The sequence below is a fragment of the Pseudomonas sp. OTU5201 genome (assembly GCF_038440135.1).
GTDB lineage: Bacteria > Pseudomonadota > Gammaproteobacteria > Pseudomonadales > Pseudomonadaceae > Metapseudomonas > Metapseudomonas resinovorans.
Map to the genome: position 1 here is coordinate 163,216 of NZ_JASATC010000002.1, position 21,021 is coordinate 184,236.

Annotated in this window: 23 protein-coding genes and 1 pseudogene; 15 read left to right on the forward strand and 9 right to left on the reverse strand. The window is 61.4% G+C overall.

Translation table 11 applies throughout. The features are described 5' to 3' along the window. Window positions 1–119: 119 nt before the first annotated feature. A complete protein-coding gene (locus AAHM40_RS02020; protein WP_342243204.1) occupies window positions 120–1,526 on the reverse strand; it encodes a PilZ domain-containing protein in 1,407 nt (468 codons plus the stop codon). A gap of 30 nt (window positions 1,527–1,556) precedes the next feature. Between AAHM40_RS02020 and AAHM40_RS02025 the strand changes: the two genes are divergently transcribed. Further along, window positions 1,557–2,036, forward strand: a complete 480-nt coding sequence (locus tag AAHM40_RS02025) for a TlpA disulfide reductase family protein (protein WP_342243205.1) — start codon at window positions 1,557–1,559, stop codon at window positions 2,034–2,036. A 4-nt stretch (window positions 2,037–2,040) separates the two neighbouring features. Further along, a complete protein-coding gene (locus tag AAHM40_RS02030) occupies window positions 2,041–2,316 on the forward strand; it encodes an acylphosphatase (RefSeq protein ID WP_342243206.1) in 276 nt (91 codons plus the stop codon). A gap of 42 nt (window positions 2,317–2,358) precedes the next feature. On the opposite strand, the gene AAHM40_RS02035 is transcribed toward AAHM40_RS02030, so the two are convergent. After that, on the reverse strand, window positions 2,359–3,315 hold the full coding sequence (locus tag AAHM40_RS02035; RefSeq protein ID WP_342243207.1) for a hypothetical protein: 957 nt from the start codon (window positions 3,313–3,315) through the stop codon (window positions 2,359–2,361). 8 nt (window positions 3,316–3,323) lie between these two features. Then, window positions 3,324–5,039: a proline--tRNA ligase gene (locus AAHM40_RS02040; protein ID WP_342243208.1), complete on the reverse strand. Its 1,716-nt coding sequence runs from the start codon at window positions 5,037–5,039 to the stop codon at window positions 3,324–3,326. Between the two features lie 113 nt (window positions 5,040–5,152). Between AAHM40_RS02040 and AAHM40_RS02045 the strand changes: the two genes are divergently transcribed. Continuing rightward, window positions 5,153–5,566 carry a PaaI family thioesterase gene (locus AAHM40_RS02045; RefSeq protein WP_342243266.1) on the forward strand — a complete coding sequence of 138 codons (414 nt, stop codon included), beginning with the start codon at window positions 5,153–5,155 and terminating at the stop codon, window positions 5,564–5,566. 67 nt (window positions 5,567–5,633) lie between these two features. Here the strand turns inward: AAHM40_RS02045 and AAHM40_RS02050 are convergent, their stop codons facing one another. Next, window positions 5,634–6,971 (reverse strand): OprD family porin, encoded by a 1,338-nt coding sequence (locus AAHM40_RS02050; protein ID WP_342243209.1) that lies wholly within the window; start codon window positions 6,969–6,971, stop codon window positions 5,634–5,636. Window positions 6,972–7,679: 708 nt separating this feature from the next. On the opposite strand from AAHM40_RS02050, the gene AAHM40_RS02055 reads away from it, so the two are divergent. Together AAHM40_RS02055 and AAHM40_RS02060 are read left to right on the forward strand one after the other, a co-directional pair. Continuing rightward, window positions 7,680–8,105, forward strand: a complete 426-nt coding sequence (locus AAHM40_RS02055; protein WP_342243210.1) for an HIT family protein — start codon at window positions 7,680–7,682, stop codon at window positions 8,103–8,105. A gap of 3 nt (window positions 8,106–8,108) precedes the next feature. After that, the gene (locus AAHM40_RS02060) at window positions 8,109–8,315 is read left to right on the forward strand and encodes a SlyX family protein (RefSeq protein WP_342243211.1); all 207 of its coding nucleotides are present in this window, start codon (window positions 8,109–8,111) and stop codon (window positions 8,313–8,315) included. A gap of 48 nt (window positions 8,316–8,363) precedes the next feature. On the opposite strand, the gene AAHM40_RS02065 is transcribed toward AAHM40_RS02060, so the two are convergent. The 5 genes and pseudogenes from AAHM40_RS02065 to AAHM40_RS02085 all read right to left on the reverse strand — a co-directional run bounded on the left by AAHM40_RS02065 (window position 8,364) and on the right by AAHM40_RS02085 (window position 11,714). Further along, window positions 8,364–8,588, reverse strand: coding sequence for a cold shock domain-containing protein (locus AAHM40_RS02065; RefSeq protein ID WP_162945915.1), 225 nt, complete (start codon window positions 8,586–8,588; stop codon window positions 8,364–8,366). A gap of 54 nt (window positions 8,589–8,642) precedes the next feature. After that, a pseudogene (locus AAHM40_RS02070) lies at window positions 8,643–9,041 on the reverse strand (cold shock domain-containing protein membrane protein); the annotation flags it as partial. Window positions 9,042–9,116: 75 nt separating this feature from the next. Continuing rightward, window positions 9,117–10,184 (reverse strand): GGDEF domain-containing protein, encoded by a 1,068-nt coding sequence (locus AAHM40_RS02075; protein ID WP_342243212.1) that lies wholly within the window; start codon window positions 10,182–10,184, stop codon window positions 9,117–9,119. A 106-nt stretch (window positions 10,185–10,290) separates the two neighbouring features. After that, complete coding sequence (locus AAHM40_RS02080; protein WP_280286138.1) at window positions 10,291–10,761, reverse strand: Dps family protein; 471 nt, start codon at window positions 10,759–10,761, stop codon at window positions 10,291–10,293. Window positions 10,762–10,895: 134 nt separating this feature from the next. After that, entirely contained in the window at window positions 10,896–11,714 is an 819-nt protein-coding gene (locus AAHM40_RS02085; protein ID WP_342243213.1) for an SDR family NAD(P)-dependent oxidoreductase, read from the reverse strand. A gap of 272 nt (window positions 11,715–11,986) precedes the next feature. Here AAHM40_RS02085 and aspS point away from each other — a divergent pair, with 272 nt between their 5' ends. From aspS to tolB, 10 genes are all read left to right on the forward strand, one after another. Next, the gene (gene aspS / locus AAHM40_RS02090; RefSeq protein WP_342243214.1) at window positions 11,987–13,762 is read left to right on the forward strand and encodes an aspartate--tRNA ligase; all 1,776 of its coding nucleotides are present in this window, start codon (window positions 11,987–11,989) and stop codon (window positions 13,760–13,762) included. A gap of 61 nt (window positions 13,763–13,823) precedes the next feature. Continuing rightward, window positions 13,824–14,573 carry a YebC/PmpR family DNA-binding transcriptional regulator gene (locus AAHM40_RS02095; protein WP_342243215.1) on the forward strand — a complete coding sequence of 250 codons (750 nt, stop codon included), beginning with the start codon at window positions 13,824–13,826 and terminating at the stop codon, window positions 14,571–14,573. Window positions 14,574–14,709: 136 nt separating this feature from the next. Then, complete coding sequence (gene ruvC / locus AAHM40_RS02100) at window positions 14,710–15,234, forward strand: crossover junction endodeoxyribonuclease RuvC (RefSeq protein ID WP_028627594.1); 525 nt, start codon at window positions 14,710–14,712, stop codon at window positions 15,232–15,234. A gap of 21 nt (window positions 15,235–15,255) precedes the next feature. Further along, a complete protein-coding gene (gene ruvA / locus AAHM40_RS02105) occupies window positions 15,256–15,861 on the forward strand; it encodes a Holliday junction branch migration protein RuvA (protein WP_028627595.1) in 606 nt (201 codons plus the stop codon). Between the two features lie 6 nt (window positions 15,862–15,867). Next, window positions 15,868–16,920, forward strand: a complete 1,053-nt coding sequence (ruvB, locus tag AAHM40_RS02110; RefSeq protein ID WP_342243216.1) for a Holliday junction branch migration DNA helicase RuvB — start codon at window positions 15,868–15,870, stop codon at window positions 16,918–16,920. 92 nt (window positions 16,921–17,012) lie between these two features. After that, complete coding sequence (gene ybgC, locus AAHM40_RS02115; protein ID WP_028627597.1) at window positions 17,013–17,459, forward strand: tol-pal system-associated acyl-CoA thioesterase; 447 nt, start codon at window positions 17,013–17,015, stop codon at window positions 17,457–17,459. Window positions 17,460–17,461: 2 nt separating this feature from the next. After that, window positions 17,462–18,157 carry a protein TolQ gene (gene tolQ / locus AAHM40_RS02120; RefSeq protein ID WP_028627598.1) on the forward strand — a complete coding sequence of 232 codons (696 nt, stop codon included), beginning with the start codon at window positions 17,462–17,464 and terminating at the stop codon, window positions 18,155–18,157. Window positions 18,158–18,191: 34 nt separating this feature from the next. Then, complete coding sequence (gene tolR, locus AAHM40_RS02125; protein WP_028627599.1) at window positions 18,192–18,650, forward strand: protein TolR; 459 nt, start codon at window positions 18,192–18,194, stop codon at window positions 18,648–18,650. Further along, complete coding sequence (gene tolA / locus AAHM40_RS02130) at window positions 18,650–19,663, forward strand: cell envelope integrity protein TolA (RefSeq protein ID WP_342243217.1); 1,014 nt, start codon at window positions 18,650–18,652, stop codon at window positions 19,661–19,663. Before tolR ends, tolA begins: the two co-directional genes overlap by 1 nt. Continuing rightward, window positions 19,660–20,964 (forward strand): Tol-Pal system beta propeller repeat protein TolB, encoded by a 1,305-nt coding sequence (gene tolB / locus AAHM40_RS02135; protein WP_028627601.1) that lies wholly within the window; start codon window positions 19,660–19,662, stop codon window positions 20,962–20,964. The genes tolA and tolB overlap by 4 nt, the downstream gene beginning before the upstream one ends. The last annotated feature ends 57 nt before the right edge of the window (window positions 20,965–21,021 follow it).

Genomic DNA, 21,021 nt, shown 5'->3' on the forward strand with positions numbered 1-21,021 from the left:
GGCATCCAGGCTGGAAAAGGTACGATCGTACCGATGAGCCGGGATTATAAGCAGCCATTCCCACGCGAACTGTGCGCCTTGGCCACCGGATGACGTGACCCGCCTCGCAGTTTGACCACTCAGGCAAGTTGCAGGCGATAGCGAGCCACCAGCGAGGTGCAGAGATTAGGTTCTGGTAGTTGCACGATGGCCTGGTTGTTCACGCTGGCCAGCTGCAGCCAGAGGTTCTCTTCTTCACCGAACTGTTTGCACGGCAGCCACAGACCGTGGTGCCAGCCATTGCCGGGTTCTGGCGTGCTCTGCAGTACACCGGGATGTGTCTGAGCGTTAGGCGCACGGCGCAACCAGACCGGACGTGGCAGGCCCTTCAGGTAGCGCAGGCCGAGGTGAAGCCCCTCGGTGTTCTGGTAACGCCAGCGCACCAGGGCGAGCACCGGTGAGCCCAGGGCCTGGACCAACACTAGCTGCCCCACCGGCAACGGGTTGCCAAGATCGCCATGGCAAAGCAGGCGAGCACCGCCAGGGCTGGCATCAAGCAACTGCGCGTCGCATCGGCCAGGATGCTGGGCCAGCAATTCGGCATGGATGGCGGCCAGGCCCACCACCAACTGGCACTGCCCCGATTGTTCGGTGCGCGGATGGCGGCGCTGCTGGCGTCCCAGCCAGTGCTTGCGAACCTTCTCAAGGAGCTGGTTTTCACTTTCGCTGCGCAGGGGAGCGGGTTCATGCACGGCAATCAACAGCGCACCCAATTCGAAACGGCGCAGATAAGTCTTGGCACCGTCCGGGCACTGATCCAGTGGCAAGCAAGGCTGGGATTCGGTCAGGTCGACGGTCGGGCTGCCATTCTCGTCTTCCTCATCCCAGGGGAGAAGCCGCGCAAGGCTGGCGAGCGGCGCCAGGGCGCCGAACAGCAGCGGGCATTCGCCGTCGCTCAGATGGAATGGGTTGCTCAGGGCCAGCAGCAGCATCTGCTGGTAGAGGCCGCGCAGGGTGTTCGCTGGCGTGGGGCGGAAGGCGGCTGCAACCGGCTCGTCCAGGCAATTCTGGTGCTCGCCGATCCAGTACAGCAGGTGGCTGTCGCGCCACAGACGCGGGCTGGGTTCCTGATAGAGCTGGTAGTGGCGCAGCTGGGTCTGGGCGAGGAAGTGCTGGGTCATGTACAAACACCACGCCAGGTGCGGGCGCGAAGGCTGGTGCCCCTGGAGAATCTGCAGCAGCAGGCGCTTGAATCCGCAGGCCAGTTCGTCACAGAACTTGACGAAGAGGGTGGGCGGCACCGTCCGGTCTTGGTAGGACTGGGCGTAGTGGCGAAACTCCTCGCTGAAGCTTTGCAGCACGCGCTGCCTTTCGAGTAAGGTCAGGGCGCTGCGGTTGAGCCTGAACAAAAGCCCCAGGACCTGCTGCAGGGCACTATCCTGAGGGAGTTGACGCGCTTGCGCGAGGAGCGCCGGAACGCTTGCCAGTGGAGTGCTGTTTTCTTCCAGGATGTCCGGCACTTCCAGGCGCAGGGCATCGAGCGTCATACCAACCCCGCGTACACGAGGACCGAATGCATGGGATCGCGACTCCAGGCTGTAATAGGGGTGTTCGCACTGATGGGCGCCGGCCTGCTCCTGGCCAGCTGCTCGGACGACGTTGGCGTCGATCAGCATGGACAGAAAGTAGCGGTTGAACGCCTCGAAGGCCAGTGGCTGGTCATCAATTACTGGGCCGAATGGTGTGCGCCCTGTCGGACGGAGATCCCCGAACTCAACGCTTTCGCCAAGCAGCAGCGTGACAAGGGCGTAAAGGTGCTGGGGGTCAACTTCGATGGGCTGAAGGGCGATGAGCTCGGCCAGGCCACGCAGAAAATGGGCATCCAGTTCACGGTGCTGGCAGAGGACCCGTCCACGCGTTACGACCTGCCGCGCAGTGAAGCGTTGCCTGTCACCTACATCATCGATGCTCAGGGCAAGTTGCGGGAGCGCTTGCTGGGCGAGCAGACTGCGGCGGGCCTGACCGCGCGCCTCGAAGACCTGCGCAAAGGGGGGTAGGGCGATGGCGCGAATCTGTCTGCATGGCTACGTGAGCGGCAAGGTGCAGGGTGTCTATTATCGCCAGTCGACGCAGGAGCAGGCCGACCGCCTGGAGCTGGATGGTTGGGTACGTAACCTGGCTGACGGCCGGGTCGAGTTGCTGGTGGAGGGGGAGGACGGCGCGGTGCGAGAGTTGGCCGCATGGCTGGAGCATGGACCGGCCGAGGCGAAGGTGACGGGCGTGGAGCTTCAGGAGCAGCCGCTGCAGGGTATAACCGGCTTTATCGTGCGGCGCTGAGTCCGCAATGCAGGAGCGAGCCAGGCTCGCTCCTGGAAGGACTCAATCCGAATCGCCGGGGTCGGCAGCCAGTCGCCCGGCATCTTTCATCAGCGATTGGAGAAACTCCTGCTGCAGCTCCGGATCGTTGCGCGTCAGCTCGATCAGGCTCTGCTCCAGTTCACTGGCTTCTTCTTCCAGACCCAGCTCCGACAGGCGCTTCACCCGATGTACCCACTGCGGGACTTCGTCGTCTTCGAGGTCTTCGAAGATCAGCGCATGGGCTTCCACCAGCTTGCCACGCAAGGCGTGGCTGATGCCCAGGGTGGCATCGGCTCGGGCGCTGTCCATAGGGTCTTCGACACTCAGCAGGAGCTGGCCGATGCGACTGATGTCCTGGTCGGCGAAAGGGCCGTCCAGCAGGTTCAGGCGCAGGATGCCATTGCGATCGGTCAGCAGCTCATGGGTGTGGCCGCCCAACTTCACCAGTACCGGACGTTCGGCCCAGGGCAGGCTGGAATACTCCATGCGCTTGTCCTGCTGCTTCTCGTCGATGCTGGCCAGGTTCTGCTCGGAACGGCCGTTGGATTCGACGTTCATTGCCGGGTTGAGGCCGGCAAAGCCGTAGCTGATCCAGTCCTTGGTTGCCGTGTCCGGCAGACTGCCAAGCAACACCACGTTGAGCACGTTGGCGCCAATACCGGCTACTACCGCTACCGCGCCCAACGGAACCTCGTAGAGCTCCCGCCAGGGTTGGTAGGGCGTGTAGCGATCGTAGTGACGGCTAACTTCGAACTCAGTGACTTCGAAGGTTTTCTGCTCGTTGATGCGGATGCGTCGTTGTGGCAGTTCCAGTACCTGTGGATCACCTACGTCGATCTGCAGGCTATGGTTCAGCAGTTTGCGCTCGACACGCTCCTCGTGCTCACTGCGCTGTGGCAAATGGTTGGCACAGCCGCTGACGAAGAGGGTGCCGCACAAGGCGGCGCCGACGAGGTAATGGGAACTACGCATGGACATTCTTTCGATCAGCGATTCACGCGGGCGGTGATGAAGGACAGAACCTCAGCCACCGGCACAGCCTGGCTGTCGGTTTCGCGGCGGTTCTTGTATTCCAGGTTGCCTTCGGCCAGGCCGCGCTCGCTTACCACGATGCGGTGCGGAATGCCGATCAGCTCCATGTCGGCGAATTTGACGCCGGGGCTGGTTTTCTTGTCACGGTCATCCAGCAGCACATCGACGCCTGCTGCGCGCAGCTCGGCGTAGAGCTTGTCAGTGGCTTCCTTGACGGCTGGGGTCTCGTACTTGAGCGGTACCAGGGCGACCTGGAACGGGGCCAGGGCTTCAGGCCACAGGATGCCGCGATCGTCGTAGTTCTGCTCGATGGCAGCCGCGACCACGCGAGAGACGCCAATCCCGTAGCAACCCATGATCAGCGTGACCGGCTTGCCTTGCTCGCTGAGCACGTTCAGCTTCATGGCTTCGCTGTACTTGGTGCCCAGCTGGAAGATGTGGCCGACTTCGATGCCGCGCTTGATCACCAGGGTGCCCTTGCCGTCCGGACTCGGGTCGCCAGCGACCACGTTACGCAGGTCGGCGACTTCCGGCAGGGGCAGGTCGCGCTCCCAGTTCACGCCGAAGTAATGCTTGTCGTCGATGTTTGCACCGATGGCGAAGTCACTCATCAGGGCCACGGAGCGGTCCACCACGCAGGGCAACGGCAGGTTCAGCGGGCCAAGGGAGCCCGCGCCGGCACCAATGGCCTGGCGCAGTTCGGCTTCGCTGGCGAAAACCAGCGGGCTGGCGACCTGAGGCAGGTTGGCAGCCTTGATCTCGTTCAACTCGTGGTCGCCGCGGACGATCAAGGCGACCAGTTTGCCTTCCTCGGCGGCATGCACCACCAGGGTCTTGATGGTCTTTTCGATCGGCAGGTCGAAGTTTTCCACCAGGTCGGCGATGGTCTTGGTATTCGGAGTGTCGACCAGCTTGAGTTCCTGGCTCGCGGCGGGACGCTCGGTCTCGCGGGGCAGGGCTTCGGCCTTTTCAACGTTGGCGGCGTAGTCGGAGCTGTCGCTGAAGGCGATATCGTCTTCACCGGAGTCTGCCAGCACATGGAACTCGTGGGAGCCCGTGCCGCCGATGGAGCCGGTGTCGGCCAGTACGGGACGGAAGTCCAGGCCCAGGCGGCTGAACACGTTGCAGTAGGCCTGGTGCATGCGGTCGTAGGTTTCTTGCAGCGATTCCTGGCTCATGTGGAAGGAGTAGGCGTCCTTCATCACGAACTCGCGGCCACGCATCAAGCCAAAGCGCGGGCGGATCTCGTCACGGAACTTGGTCTGGATCTGATAGAAATTAAGCGGCAGCTGCTTGTAGCTGTTCAGCTCGTTGCGCGCCAGGTCGGTGATGACCTCTTCGTGGGTCGGGCCGACGCAGAAGTCACGGTCATGGCGATCTTTCAGGCGCAGCAGTTCCGGGCCGTACTGCTGCCAGCGACCGGACTCCTGCCACAGCTCTGCAGGCTGAATGGCGGGCATCAATACTTCCAGCGCACCGGCGGCGTTCATCTCTTCACGGACCACCGTCTCGACCTTGCGCAGTACTCGCAGGCCCATTGGCAGCCAGGTGTAGAGGCCGGAGGCAAGCTTGCGGATCATGCCGGCGCGCAGCAGCAGCTGATGGCTGATTACCACGGCATCGGTGGGGGTTTCCTTGAGGGTAGACAGCAGGTACTGACTGGTACGCATGTTTGGCCGTTCTGTCGGTTGCGATGGGTTTGAATGGCTCGGCATTGTACGGCCCTGATCAAGTGGCGTACAGGATTGCAGTCCCGTAGAGGGAGGAGGGCGACGTAGTGAGTCTGACAGCAGAGCAGGTTGAAGCATTGATTCGCGCTGGAGTGCCCATGGCAGAGGATATCGACCTCCGTATCGAGCGGATCGACGATCAGGGCGCGCTGGCGAGGGTGCCTTTCCAGTCCAGATTGGTGCGTCCAGGAGGAACCTTGTCCGGTCCGACCATCATGGCGCTGGCCGATGCAGCCATGTATGCAGTCGTGCTAGGACGGCTCGGTAAAGTCGAGATGGCTGTGACGTCCAACTTGAATATCAACTTCCTCGCGAAACCCAAACCAGTGGATCTAGTTGCTGAAGCGCGGATACTTAAACTTGGACGCCGTCAAGCAGTTTGTGAAGTGTCCCTTTATTCGCAAGGTGAGGAAGAGAATCTCGTCGCACATGTAACGGGTACTTATGCGTTGCCCTTGGGTGATTAAAGTTTGAGCAAAAAGAAACCCGGCCTAGGCCGGGTTTCTTTTATCACTTACGTGTACGCGAGGGATATTACAGGATATCCAGCGGGTACTCGGTGATCACACGGATTTCGTCGTTGGCAGTGCCGCCAGCGGAGCCGAAGAAGGCCATGTCGTTATTGGCGCGCCAGCTGGCGTGACGAATACGGATGGACAGGTCTTTAGCAGCACCTTCCTGAACCACGTACTTGGCTTCGATGTCGCGTTCCCACTCCTTGCCGTCGTCGCCGATTGCACCTGCGAAGGCGCCAGTCGGGTCGGCCTTGGTGCCGTCAACGTCCTCACCAGTGATGTAGCGAGCCATGAAGCTCAGGCCAGGTACGCCGTACTCAGCCATGTTCAGGTCGTAGCGAACCTGGATGGACTTCTCGTTCGGGCCGTTGAAGTCGGAGTACTGAACGGAGTTGGCCAGGTAGATGGAGTCGCCGGAGTTCTGGCCGTCCATCGCGATGTAGTCGAAGGGTTCGTCGCCGTTCACTTTCTGGTAGGCCAGGGTGAATTTGTGGGCGCCGATGGAGTAGGCGGCGGCGGCAGACCAGGCGGTGCTGTCGAGATCGCCAGCCAGGGCCTGGCCCTCATCAAGGGTGCGGTAGACGTTGAAGTCCAGGTTCAGCGCTTGGCTGTCGCTGAACGGGATGTTCCAGTTCAGGTTGCCGTAGTACTGACGCCAGATGTCTTCCAGCTCGGCACCGTACAGGCTAGCGCTGACGTTGTCGGTGAAGGAGTAGGAACCGCCCACGTAGTCGGCGCTATCACTGGCGATGCCGGTGTAGGTGGTGGTGATTTCGCCGTGGCTGTTGGTGGAGGCGCTGCCATCACGGATGGAGGTGAAGTGGCCGGCGTCGATGTTCAGGCCTTCGATCTCGCTGCTCAGCAGTTGGAAGCCTTCAGCAGAGCCAGGGAACAGACGAGCGGTACCGGTAGCGAATACCGGAGCGGTCGGGAACAGGTTGCCGTATTTCAGCTGGGTGTTGGACACCTGCATTTTAACGGAGCCACCCGCATAGGAGTAATCGTCCTGGGAGCGACCGTCAGAGCCGGTGGGGAGCAGGCCGGTACCGTTGGTGCCGTTGCCGCTGTCCAGCTTCAGGCCCAGCATGCCGTGGGCGTCAACGCCGAAGCCAACAGCGCCTTGGGTAAAGCCGGACTCGTACATGGCGCTGATGCCATGGGCCCATTCTTTACGGTAGTTCTGGCTGGTAGAAGGGTTGTTACGGAAGTCGCGGTAGAAGAAGAAGTTCTTGTTCAGAAGAGTCAGGTTGCTGTCTTCTACGAAGCCCTTGGACTCTTCCTGGGCGCTGGCAAAAGCCAACTGCATGCTACCGGCGGTCACGGCCAGAGCCAGTGCGCTCCACTTCATCACTTGCATTGTGATTGCTCCTTTGGTTTTGAAGATTCTCGCCGCTTTCTTATTTATGGAAGGCGGTTCTTTCTTTTTGTGTCGGCGCTAACTTATAGCACGGCGACAATTATGGCGATAGTTGAAACCTAGTCCTTACGATTTCTTCACAGTGCTGTCGCAAATCGAAAAGACCTGTGTCGCATATCTATAGATTCGGCCTTGCATCCCTTCATCCCCTATGTATTCGAGGCACTATGCGGGTGGGCGTCCATTGGAGTTGTTCCCGTTCCCGCGTGTGACCTGGCACCTGTTAAGCAACAACCGTGCACAAACTGGGGAGGACGGAAAGAAAACCTCCCTTACCCACGTGGTGCGGTCGTTCCAGCTTGGCCAATGCCTGATCCCAGCATGCTTGGAGCGGAAAGTCTCTGCCCCGAAATGAGGCATTTTGCGCGTCGGGTGGCTATTGACAGGCGATCACGCCAAAGCCTTGGATGGTCAGTGGCTGCGGTCTGGCTTGCGGAGCGTAACTCGAGTGTGGCGAGAGGTAACGAAACGCGGGTCGTGCGCGATTCTGGTGCGCTGTATCGCTTTGCTTCCTTATATATAGATGGCGGGGCACTCCGAGTTCCGCTCACCGCGCGCCTTGGCTATGCTGCGCGCCCCTGCGTTGGTTGTATGGCTGTGGCAGGGTGCTAATCTCGAATCCCCTACCGTCGAACAGGAGAGGCCAGTATGTTCGCCCTGGACCCAAGACTTCAGCAGGACACTCTGCCCATCGGTGATTTTCCCCTGTGCCGCCTGCTGTTGATGAACGATGCCCAGTACCCGTGGTTCATTCTGGTGCCGCGTCGCGAGGAAGTCAGTGAGCTGTTCCAGCTCGGCGCTGACGAGCAGCGTCAACTCTGGCAAGAGACCACGTTCCTGGCGGAAACCCTCAAGGACACCTTTGGGGCCGACAAGATGAATGTCGCGACGTTAGGTAATGTGGTCAGTCAGTTTCACATGCATGTAATCGCGCGGCGCCGTGAGGATGTGGCCTGGCCTGCTCCGGTCTGGGGGCGCCATCCGGCAGTGGCTTACTCATCTGAGGATGTGGCTGCCATTCGCGCCAAGCTGCGCCTGGTACTGGCCGATGATTTCCGCTTCGTGGAGGAGTGAGTCATGAGTTTGGAGCTACGCATTGCTGACCTGGAGAGCCGACTGGCTTTTCAGGATGACACCATCCAGACCCTGAACGATGTACTGGTTGAGCAGCAGAAAGTGGTGGATCGCCTGCAGCTTCAAGTGGCGGCACTGGCCAAGCGTCAGGAGGAGCTGCTTGGCCAGTACGGGTCTAGTGAGGACGAGGCGCCCCCGCCCCATTACTGATCACCCATGAAACAGGCCGCCAATTGGTGGTCTGTTTCGTTGTTGCTATCAGCGTCGGCTGGGCAGTGCGGCAATCACGTCTTCGGCCTGTAGGCCTTTGTCCCGCTGGATTACCGAGAACTCCACGCGTTGGCCTTCGATCAGCACGCGGTGGCCCTCGCCGCGAATGGCGCGGAAGTGCACGAAGATGTCATCTCCGGAGTCACGGGAGATGAAACCGAAGCCCTTGGAGGTGTTGAACCACTTCACTGTGCCGGTTTCGCGGTTGGATATGTCCTGGGGCAGTAGCGGTGCCTGGGTTACCTTGCGCAGGTTGATGGCCAGATGAAGTGCGACGGCGAGAATCACTGCGAGGAGACTGACGAGGACGGCCGGCTGCTCGCCGATCGTCGGCAGAGGGGCCAGGAGAATCAGGGTCTGCAGGATCACTGCCAGTACTAGCAGGGCGGAAACCAGGTTCTGCAACTGGTTGTGAAGGCCCTTGGCCCAGGCAGGAACCACCGGCGCCAGTAGCAGGTTGAGCAGGCCGCAGAAGGCCAGGTAAAGCGCATCGGGTTGTTGCAGGTAGGGGAGGGCGTCAGCGCGCAGGCTAGGAATGAAGGACAGCAGCAAAGCGGCAGCGCCCGTCAACAGATGGACGATTTTCAGTATGTTCAATGGATTCACCTTAGAAACGGAATCTCTAACGGAAGAGCCGGGCCACGCGAGATGAAGAGGGCATGCCATCGGCCTATGCCCCAGGTCGCTGGATCGACATGCGGCACCGGCTGTATTTAACAGGAAAGGAGAGGGCTACTCAAATCAAGCGGTTAGCGCTTCTTCCGTGGCTGGCGGATGCACTTGGTTGCGGCCATTGCGTTTGGCCTGATAGAGGGCATCGTCGGCCCGGGTGACAAGGCTTTCCAGGGTGTCGCCGGGTTCCGCCAGGGCCAGGCCGAAGCTGGCGGTGATCGTGTCGAGCACTTGATCTGTGCGGCGGACTTTCACGCGCAGTGCTTGCATCTTGTTGCGCAGTTGCTCGGCAAAGGTCCGTGCAGCGTCCAGGTCCTGGCAGTCGCGCAGTACCACACAGAACTCTTCTCCGCCGTAGCGGCCGGCCATGGCGCGCGCTGGCAACAGCTCCCGCAGCAGCTGTCCTACGTGCTGGAGCACGCGATCCCCCAGTGGATGGCCGAACTGGTCGTTGAATTGCTTGAAGTGGTCGATATCCAGCATCACCAGCGCCAGGCCTTCTTGGCCGCCTTTCAGGGATTGCTCCAGCAGGCGAGTGAATGCCTGGCGGTTGAATACCTGGGTCAGGCCGTCCAGGGTGGCGGCCAGTTGCGCGCGTTCCAGTTGGTTGCGCAGGTTCTGGATTTCCGCCTGTGCAGCGCGCAGGCGATAGAGGAACTGCTCCTGCTGCTCCTGCATCAGTTGGGTGCTTTCCTGGAGATGGTTCAGTACGCTGGGTAGATCGTCGATGATGGGTTCGTGCAGGGCGGCCAGTCCCGCCGTCAGACTGCTTTGGTAGGCCTGACTGCCATTGACGCTGCGGCTGACGTCGCCCTCGATGTCGTCCACCAGGTCGATGACCTGTTGCTGGCCATGACGCGCCTCTTCCAGTTCTCCCCGAATGATGTATTCGCGGAACAGCTTGATGGCTGATTCCGGCGGGAAGATGTCGAAATCGTGGGTGATCTTGTCCAGTCGGCGGTTTAGGTCCGGCTCCACGCCCTTGCTGTAGGTGTACCAGAGGGCGTAGTGCACCGGGTTTGGCGGTATTGCATGGCGCACCATGTGAGGAATGGCCTGCTTCAGCAGGTCGGCCGCCTCACGGGTTTCTTCGGGGAAAAGCTCAAGCAGCGACGGATGTTTCGGAGGCTTGCTCATGCACTTCACTGTGGCGAGATATCGAATTGCCAGAGCATAGATCAGGCGGGCTTTCGCGCATAGCGAAAGGCCCGGCTTTCCCGGGCCTATTTTATGTGCCTGGAGGTCAGGCGGCGAGCAGGCTGCGGAGCATCCATGCAGTCTTTTCGTGGACTTGCATGCGCTGGGTCAGCAGGTCGGCGGTGGGTTCGTCGCTGACCTTGTCCAATAGCGGGAAAATGCCACGGGCGGTACGCACGACGGCCTCCTGGCCCTGGACCAGTTGCTTGATCATGTCCTCGGCAGCTGGCACGCCTTCTTCTTCCTTGATGGAAGACAGGCGAGAGTAGGCAGCGTAGGTGCCGGGCGCTGGGAAGCCCAAGGCGCGTATGCGTTCGGCGATGGCGTCCACTGCCAGTGAGAGTTCGTTGTACTGCCCTTCGAACATCAGGTGCAGGGTGTTGAACATCGGCCCGGTGACGTTCCAGTGGAAGTTGTGAGTTTTGAGATAGAGGGTGTAGGTGTCGGCCAGCAGGCGGGAAAGACCCTCTGCGATGGCGGCACGATCCTGTTCGGCGATTCCGATGTTGATTTCCATACCAGTTCTCCTCTCGGTAGCTTGTGGCCCGGACCGGGGCCGTGATGGGCAAAGCCTAACACGGGGTGGGTAGGGGGTAGCCTTGTCTTCTATTAATGAAGGCGATGCTTAGAAGTCATTGGTCTGTACGGGGTTCAACTCTTCTTCAGCAGCTTGCCCAGCAGGCGAGGATAGTTGGCGGGTAGCAGGCGTTGCAGGTGGTCGAGGAAGCGGGCATCGGCGCCGACCATGATGCGCGGCTGACCGGCCTGTATGCCTTTGATGATGATCTGTGCGGCTTGATCCGCAGAGGTGCGCGCCAGCTTGTCGAAGTGGGCAGCGGCCTTGGTGGCGTCGGTCCTGCCATCGATGCCCTGATAAAAGCGCGCCGAGCGGGCGATGTTGGTTCGGATGCCTCCGGGATGGACGCAGCTGACCTTGATCGCGGTGCCGCAGAGTTCCTGGCGCAGCGCTTCGGTGAAGCCGCGCACCGCGAACTTGCTGGCGTTATAGGCGCCCTGGGTGGGCATGCTGATGATGCCGAAGATGCTCGACACGTTGACGATGTGGCCTTCGCCCTTGCTCAGCAGGTGAGGCAGGAAAGCCTTGGTGCCGTGGACTACGCCCCAGAAATTGATGCCCATCAGCCACTCGAAGTCGTCGTAGCTAAGCTCGGCGATGGTCTGGGACACCGCCACGCCGGCGTTATTGATCACAAGGTGAGCTTGTCCGTGGTGGGTCAGCACATTGCCGGCGAAGGCCTGTACGGCGTTGCGGTCAGAGACGTCCAGTGGATGGGTGGAGAGTTGCCGGCCATCTCGACGCAGCGGCGCGGCAGTGGCTTCGAGGCCCTCGACATCTATATCCGCAAGAGCGAGGTGGCAGCCCTGGTCGGCCAACTGGTTGGCCAGGGCGCGACCGATGCCGGAGCCAGCCCCCGTGATTACTGCGACTTTCCCTGCAAGCGATTGCATCTCCGCTCCTTCCTTGTGTGCGTCGCGTCCGTCCGTCGGGCGAGTGTTGGCGAGATTAGACACTGCCCTGCGGCCCAGCAAGCGACCCCGCTCTCGATCAGGGCTTCCGGGGTGGCGGGGCAGGCGGCTGCGCGGTGACAATTTACGCTATATAATCCCGCTCTTTGCCGCGAACCCCGGCCTGTCCGGCAGGGGGTTGCACCTCCGCCGGATGCTCTGCCGTCCTTCGGTGGGCGGACGAACTCACGACTCAAGAGAAGCGAAACACGACCATGATGCGCAGCCACTATTGCGGCCAACTGAACGAGAGCCTGGACGGCCAGGAAGTCACCCTCTGCGGTTGGGTACACCGCCGCCGCGACCACGGCGGGGTCATTTTCCTCGATATCCGTGACCGCGAAGGCCTGGCCCAGGTGGTGTTCGACCCGGATCGCGAAGAAACCTTCGCCCGCGCCGACCGCGTACGCAGTGAATTCGTGGTCAAGATCACCGGCAAGGTCCGCCTGCGCCCGGAAGGCGCGCGCAACGCCAATATGGCGTCTGGCGCCATCGAAGTGCTGGGCTACGAGCTCGAAGTCCTGAACCAGGCCGAGACTCCGCCCTTCCCGCTGGACGAGTACTCCGACGTGGGTGAAGAAACCCGTCTGCGCTACCGCTTCATCGACCTGCGCCGTCCGGAAATGGCAGCCAAGCTCAAGCTGCGCGCGCGCATCACCAGCAGCATTCGCCGCTATCTGGACGAGAACGGTTTCCTCGATGTGGAAACCCCGATCCTGGGTCGTCCGACTCCGGAAGGCGCCCGCGACTACCTGGTGCCGAGCCGCACCTACCCGGGCCACTTCTTCGCCCTGCCGCAATCGCCCCAGCTGTTCAAGCAGCTGCTGATGGTTGCCGGCTTCGACCGCTACTACCAGATCGCCAAGTGCTTCCGCGACGAAGACCTGCGTGCCGACCGCCAGCCGGAATTCACCCAGATCGACATCGAGACCAGCTTCCTGGATGAAAGCGACATCATCGGAATCACCGAGAAAATGGTGCGCCAGCTGTTCAAGGAAGTGCTGGATGTGGAGTTCGACGAGTTCCCGCACATGCCGTTCGAAGAAGCCATGCGTCGCTACGGTTCCGACAAGCCGGACCTGCGTATTCCGCTGGAGCTGGTTGACGTTGCCGACCAGCTGAATGCAGTGGAATTCAAAGTCTTCTCCGGTCCGGCCAACGATCCGAAGGGCCGTGTTGCCGCCCTGCGCGTGCCGGGCGCCGCTTCCATGCCGCGCAGCCAGATCGACGACTACACCAAGTTCGTCGGTATCTACGGTGCCAAGGGCCTGGCCTACATCAAGGTCAACGAGCGCGCCAAGGGCGTCGAGGGCCTGCAGTCGCCCATCGTCAAGTTCATCCCCGAAGAGAACCTCAATGTGATCCTCGACCGCGTCGGTGCGGTTGACGGCGACATCGTGTTCTTCGGCGCCGACAAGGCCAAGGTCGTCTGCGACGCCCTGGGCGCGCTGCGTATCAAGGTCGGCCATGACCTCAAGCTGCTCACCAAGGAGTGGGCGCCGATGTGGGTCGTGGACTTCCCGATGTTCGAAGAGAACGACGATGGCAGCCTGACCTCGCTGCACCACCCGTTCACCTCGCCCAAGTGCACCCCGCAGGAGCTGGAGAGCAATCCGGCCGCGGCCCTGTCCCGCGCCTACGACATGGTGCTTAACGGCACCGAGTTGGGCGGTGGCTCCATCCGTATCCACGACAAGTCCATGCAGCAGGCGGTGTTCCGCGTGCTGGGTATCGACGATGCGGAGCAGGAAGAGAAGTTCGGCTTCCTCCTCGACGCCCTGAAGTACGGTGCCCCGCCGCACGGTGGCCTGGCCTTCGGCCTGGATCGTCTGGTGATGCTGATGACCGGCGCTTCGTCGATCCGCGAAGTCATCGCCTTCCCGAAAACCCAGAGCGCTGGCGACGTTATGACCCAGGCTCCGGGTGCTGTGGATGCCAAGGCCCTGCGCGAGTTGAACATCCGCCTGCGCGAACAGGCCAAGGCCGAGTAAATAGAACCAACCCGAGACGGCGCCAGAAGGTGCCGTCCGTTCAGAGAGTACGGAGTGAGTTATGGCTGGTCATTCCAAATGGGCCAACATCAAGCACCGCAAAGAACGCCAGGACGCCAAGCGCGGCAAGATATTCACCAAGCTCATCCGTGAGCTGACGGTAGCCGCCAAGCACGGCGGTCCGAGCCCGGCGGACAACCCACGTCTGCGCCTGGCCGTGGACAAGGCGCTGACTGCGAACATGACCCGCGACACCATCGATCGGGCCATCGCTCGCGGTGCCGGTTCCAACGACGCCGATAACATGGTCGAGCTGAGCTACGAAGGTTATGCGCCGAGTGGCGTGGCCATCATCGTCGAAGCCATGACCGACAACCGTAACCGCACCGCGGCCGAAGTTCGTCACGCCTTCAGCAAGTGCGGCGGCAACCTGGGCACCGATGGCTCGGTTGCCTACATGTTCGACCGCAAGGGCCAGATCAGCTACGCACCGGGTGTCAATGAAGATGCCTTGATGGAAGCAGCGCTGGAAGCTGGCGCTGACGACGTCGTGGCCGAAGAAGACGGTTCCGTCGAGGTCTACACCACCTTTGCCGACTTCCTCTCGGTGAACGAGTCCCTGACCGCCGCTGGCTTCAAGGGCGACGAGGCCGAGGTGGCGATGATCCCGTCGATCACCGCGCCGATCGCTGATGTGGAAACGGCGCAGAAGGTGTTGAAGCTGATCGACATGCTGGAAGACCTGGACGACGTCCAGAACGTCTACCACAACGCTGAAATCTCCGACGAGATCATGGAACAACTCGGCTGATTGCTTGCGTGATCTCGAAGCCGGAAGTCGCCCCGTGCGCTTCCGGCTTTTTTGTTGGTGGGCCGGTCCGTATACTCGCGGCTGGATGAATAAACAGTGTGCTGACCCTGGGTCAGTTCGTGGAGCTTGCGGCGGCATGACCCTGATTCTTGGTATCGACCCCGGATCGCGCATCACCGGTTACGGTGTGGTTCGCGACACCGGGCGCGGCTGCGAATACATCGCCTCGGGCTGCATCCGCACCGGCGCCGGTCCGCTGCATGAACGCTTGCAGATTGTCTTTCGCGGCGTGAGTGAGGTCATTCGCACCTTCGAGCCCGTGACCATGGGCATCGAACAGGTGTTCATGGCGCGCAATGCCGATTCCGCGCTCAAGCTGGGCCAGGCTCGGGGCGCCGCCATAGTCGCGGCAGCCGAGGCGGGCCTGGAAATCGCCGAGTACACGGCCAGTCAGGTCAAGCAGGCCATCGCTGGAACCGGCGGCGCCGACAAGCAACAAGTCCAAATGATGGTCATGCACCTGCTCAAGCTGGTGCAAAAGCCACAGATCGACGCCTCGGACGCTCTGGCCATTGCGCTGTGCCACGCGCACCACCGGCAGAGTCTGATTCCCCATGGTCTGGCCACCGCCAAGCGGCGGGGCGGCCGTCTCCGTTTGTAACCAATACATAGGACGCTATTCGTGATTGGACGCCTGCGCGGCAACCTGGCTGAGAAGCAACCGCCGCACCTGATTCTCGACGTCAACGGCGTGGGCTATGAGCTGGAAGTGCCCATGACCACGCTTTATCGCCTTCCGTCGGTAGGTGAGCCGGTGACCCTGCACACCCATCTGGTGGTGCGCGAGGACGCCCATCTGTTGTACGGCTTCTTCGAGAAGCGCGAACGTGAGTTGTTCCGTGAGTTGATTCGGCTGAACGGGGTTGGCCCCAAGTTGGCCCTGGCCCTGATGTCCGGCCTGGAAGTGGACGAGTTGGTGCGCTGTGTGCAGGCCCAGGATACGTCGACCCTGGTGAAGATTCCCGGCGTTGGCAAGAAGACCGCCGAACGCCTGTTGGTGGAACTCAAGGACCGTTTCAAGGCCTGGGAAAGCATGCCGGCCATCGCCACCCTGGTGGTCGAACCCCGGGTTGGCGTGGCAGTCTCCAGTGCCGAGAGCGATGCCCTGGCCGCGCTTATCGCTCTTGGCTTCAAGCCCCCGGAGGCTAGTCGCGCGGTGTCCGCCATCAAGGAAGACGGGTTGTCCAGTGAAGAAATGATCCGCCGCGCCCTGAAAGGAATGGTGTAAACCCGCATGATCGAAGCCGACCGCCTGATCACCGCCAGCAGCCGCGACCGCGACGAGCAGCTGGACCGTGCCATCCGCCCGCTGAAACTGGCCGACTATATCGGCCAACCGGTGGTGCGCGAGCAGATGGAGCTGTTCATCCAGGCTGCCAAAGGGCGGAGCGAGGCCCTCGACCACACGCTGATTTTCGGTCCGCCTGGACTTGGCAAGACCACTCTGGCAAACATCATCGCCAGTGAAATGGGCGTGGCCATCAAGAGTACCTCCGGCCCCGTGCTGGAGCGCCCTGGGGATCTGGCGGCATTGCTGACCAATCTGGAAGCCGGCGACGTGCTCTTCGTCGACGAGATCCATCGCCTCTCGCCCATAGTCGAAGAAGTTCTCTACCCGGCGATGGAAGATTTCCAGCTCGACATCATGATCGGCGAGGGCCCGGCAGCGCGTTCCATCAAGCTTGACCTGCCGCCCTTCACGCTAGTGGGCGCCACCACGCGCGCTGGCATGCTGACCAACCCATTGCGTGACCGCTTCGGCATTGTCCAGCGCCTGGAGTTCTACAACACCCAGGACCTGGCCACGATCGTTGCCCGATCCGCCGGCATCCTCGGCCTGCACATCGAGCCCGAGGGGGCCTTCGAGATTGCCCGTCGCGCCCGGGGCACGCCGCGTATCGCCAACCGTCTGCTGCGTCGGGTGCGCGATTTCGCCGAAGTGCGTGGTCAGGGTCAGATCACCCGCGTCATCGCCGACAAGGCCCTGAACCTGCTGGATGTCGACGAGCGTGGCTTCGACCACCAGGACCGGCGTCTACTGCTGACCATGATCGACAAGTTCGACGGCGGTCCGGTGGGTGTCGACAACCTGGCTGCGGCCATCAGTGAGGAGCGTCACACGATCGAGGACGTGCTCGAGCCCTACCTGATCCAGCAGGGCTACATCATGCGCACGCCACGGGGGAGGGTGGTGACCCGTCATGCCTACTTACACTTCGGGCTGAACCTGCCCAAGCGGATGGCGGAAAATCCGACAGCCGATCTGTTCGGCTCGGGTGACGAATAGACGCTTTCGTGGTCGAAGCGCTCGGCAAGGACTGAGCCAAGAAAAAACAGTTGCCCCGCCGGATTGGCAACCTTAGGAGTAAGCACTAGAGTATGCGCGCGCAAAATGGGGCCCAGCCATTCCAGCATCGTTGTCGTGTCTATTACGAGGACACTGATGCTGGTGGCATCGTCTACTACGTCAATTACCTCAAGTTCATGGAGCGGGCTCGTACCGAGTGTCTGCGCAGTCTGGGCTTTGCCCAGTCGGAGCTGGCCGGGGAGAACCTGCTGTTCGTCGTGCATTCGGCCGAAGCGCGCTATATGGCGCCCGCGAAGCTGGACGATGAGCTGGATGTCAGTGCCGAGGTAATCGAGTTGAACCGTGCCAGCCTGCGTTTTCGTCAACAGGTCAGGCGAGCCGCCGATGGCGCATTGCTATGCGAAGGGCAGTTCCTGATTGCCTGTGTACGTGCCGACAGTTTGAAACCCCGGGCGATTCCCGAAGCGCTGCGTTCAGCCTTCGCCGCCGACCCGGGTCTATTCCCAGCAGGAGATTAAGCGTGGAAGCCAACGTCGTCGACCATACCTCCATGTGGAGCCTGATCAGCAACGCCAGTATCGTGGTGCAGCTTGTCATGCTGACACTGGTGGCCGCCTCGGTCACCTCCTGGATCATGATTTTCCAGCGCAGCAACATGCTGCGCGCCGCCAAGAAGTCTCTGGAGACCTTCGAAGAGCGTTTCTGGTCCGGTATCGACCTGTCCAAGCTCTACCGTCAGGCCGGCAGCAATCCGGACCCGGATTGCGGCGTCGAGCAGATCTTCCGTGCCGGCTTCAAGGAATTCTCCCGACTGCGCCAGCAGGCTGGTGTGGACCCGGACGCCGTGATGGAAGGCGTTGCCCGTGCGATGCGCGTGGCCATTTCGCGTGAAGAAGAGAAGATCGAGCAGAGCCTGCCCTTCCTCGCGACAGTGGGTTCCACCAGCCCTTACATCGGCCTGTTCGGTACCGTATGGGGCATCATGAACTCCTTCCGCGGCCTGGCCCAGGTGCAGCAGGCGACCCTGGCCACTGTGGCACCCGGCATCGCCGAAGCGCTGATCGCCACCGCGATCGGCCTGTTTGCCGCGATCCCGGCGGTAATCGCCTACAACCGCTTCTCCGCTCGTGGTGAGACCCTGATCAGTCGCTACTACACCTTTGCCGACGAGTTCCAGGCCATCCTGCACCGCAAAGTGCACACCAGCGACGAGTAAGTCGCCGGGCCCCTGAGAGGAAAGGTTTAAAGCCATGGCCAGAACCCGCCACAAACGCAAACCGGTCGCCGAGATGAACGTCGTGCCTTACATCGACGTCATGCTCGTGCTGCTGGTGATTTTCATGGTCACCGCGCCCATGCTCAACCAGGGCGTGAAGGTCGATCTGCCCAAGGTCTCCAGCGAGGCCTTGCCGCAGGACAACGACTCCCGCGTGCTGACCATCTCCATCAAGGCCGACAAGACGTACTACTGGAACATGGGCGAGGAAGTCGACCCCGACCAGGGCAAAGGCAGCGAAACCGCTACCGCGCTGCCGCAGCTGGTACAGACAGTCACTGCGATCATGAGCCAGAACACCAGCCAGGGTAAGAAAGTGCAGGTCTTCGTGCGCGGCGACAAAGCCGTCGACTACGGCTCCGTCATGGCCGTCATGGGCGGCCTGCAGCAGGCCGGCGTGGGTAATGTCGGGCTGATCACCGAGGCGCCCTGATGCAACAGCAGAGCGAACGCTCCTCCTCGGAAAGCTATTTCTGGCCGACTGTCTGGGCCGTGTCCCTGCACGCGCTGATGTTCGGCATGCTGTTCGTCAGCTTCGCTTTCACTCCGGAATTGCCGCCATCCCGGCCCATCGTGCAGGCCACCCTGTACCAACTGAAGTCCCAAAGCCAGGCCACTACGCAGACCAACCAGAAGATCGCTGGTGAGGCCAAGAAGACTTCTGCACCGCAGTTCGAGACCGAACAGATGGAGCAGAAGAAGGCCGAGGAACAGAAGGTCGCTGCGGCCAAGGCAGCGGAACAAAAGAAAGCCGAAGAGGCTCGAAAGGCCGAGCAGGCTGAGAAGAAGGCCGAGGAAGCCAAGCAAGCGGCCGAAGCCAAGAAAGCCGACGAAGCGAAGAAGGCTGAACAGAAGAAACTCGCCGACGTCGCCAAGAAGAAAGCGGAAGAGGAAGCCAAGAAGAAGGCTGCCGAAGACGCCAAGAAGAAAGCCGCGGAAGAGGCCAAGAAAAAGGCGACGGCCGAAGCAGCCAAGAAAAAGGCTGCCGAGGATGCCAAGAAGAAAGCTGCCGCCGATGCTGCGAAAAAGAAGGCAGCGGAGGAGGCCAAGCGTAAGGCTACCGAGGACAAGAAAGCCGCAGCGCTGGCTGAGCTGCTTTCCGAGGACGTCGGTCGCCAGCAAGCACTGGCTGATGAGGTGGGCGACCAGGTCGCGGGCAGTCTTGATGACCTGATCATCAAACTGGTCAGCGAGCAGTGGCGTCGTCCGCCATCGGCGCGTAATGGCATGAGTGTAGAGGTACTGATCGAGATGCTGCCCGATGGCACCATCACCAACGCCAGTGTCACTCGCTCCAGCGGTGATGCACCCTTCGACAGCTCGGCCGTGAGTGCAGTCCGCAGCGTCGGGCGCATTCCCGAGATGCAACAATTGGATCGCGCTACCTTTGACCAGATGTACAGGCAGCGCCGCATCATCTTCAAACCGGAGGATTTAGGTCTGTGAAAACCCTGATTCGTATCGCCCTGATCGGAGTGGCCATGCTGGTCGGCTCTGTCCAGGCCGCCGACCCGCTGGTGATCACCAGCGGTACTGACCGGGCAACCCCGATCGCCGTGGTGCCCTTTGGCTGGCAGGGCGGTACCGTGCTGCCCACCGACATCTCCGAAGTCGTCGGCAACGACCTGCGCAACTCCGGCTACTTCGAGCCGATCCCGCGCCAGAACATGATCAGCCTGCCGAGCCAGGCCAGCGAAGTCATCTACCGCGACTGGAAGGCCCTGGGCGCCCAGTACGTGCTGGTAGGCAGCATCGTTCCGGCCGGCGGCCGTCTGCAGGTGCAGTTCGCCCTGTTCAACGTCACCACCGAACAGCAGGTCTTGGCCGGCAACGTCAGCGGAACCAACGACCAGTTGCGCGACATGGCCCACTACATCGCCGACCAGTCCTTCGAGAAACTCACCGGCATCAAGGGCGCATTCTCTACACGCATGCTCTACGTGACCGCTGAACGCTTCTCGGTGAACAACACCCGCTACACCCTGCAGCGCTCCGACTACGATGGCCAGCGCGCCGTGACCCTGCTGCAGTCCCGCGAGCCCATCCTGTCGCCGCGCTATGCGCCCGATGGCCGTCGCATCGCTTATGTCTCCTTCGAGCAGAAGCGCCCGCGCATCTTCATCCAGCACATCGATACCGGCCGCCGTGAGCAGATCACCAACTTCGAAGGCCTTAACGGCGCCCCGGCCTGGTCGCCGGAAGGCAACCGCCTGGCGTTCGTGCTGTCCCGCGATGGCAACCCGGAGATCTACGTGATGGACCTGGGAAGCCGCCAGATGCGACGTGTGACCAACAACATGTCGATCGACACCGAACCCTTCTGGGGCGCGGATGGCCAGACCATCTATTTCACCTCGGATCGTGCTGGCAAGCCTCAGATCTACAAGGCCAACATCAACGGCGGCGAGCCGCAGCGCGTGACCTTCGTGGGTAACTACAACGCCAACCCGAAACTCTCGGCTGACGAGAAGATGCTGGTGATGATCCACCGTCAGGATGGCTTCACCAACTTCAAGGTGGCTGCCCAGGATCTGACCCGCTCGGGCAGTGCTCCGCGCATCCTTTCCGGCACCTCGCTGGACGACTCGCCCACTGTTGCGCCCAATGGCACCATGCTAATCTACGCAACTCGCCAGCAGGGGGGCGGCGTACTGATGCTCGTGTCTACAAACGGGCGCGTACGGGTCCCGATTCCCACAGTTCAGGGTGACATTCGCGAACCGTCCTGGTCGCCGTACCTGAACTGAAGCGGTCATTAAAAATACCTTTGCTAAACACACCTGGGGTTCATTAGGAGTTACATG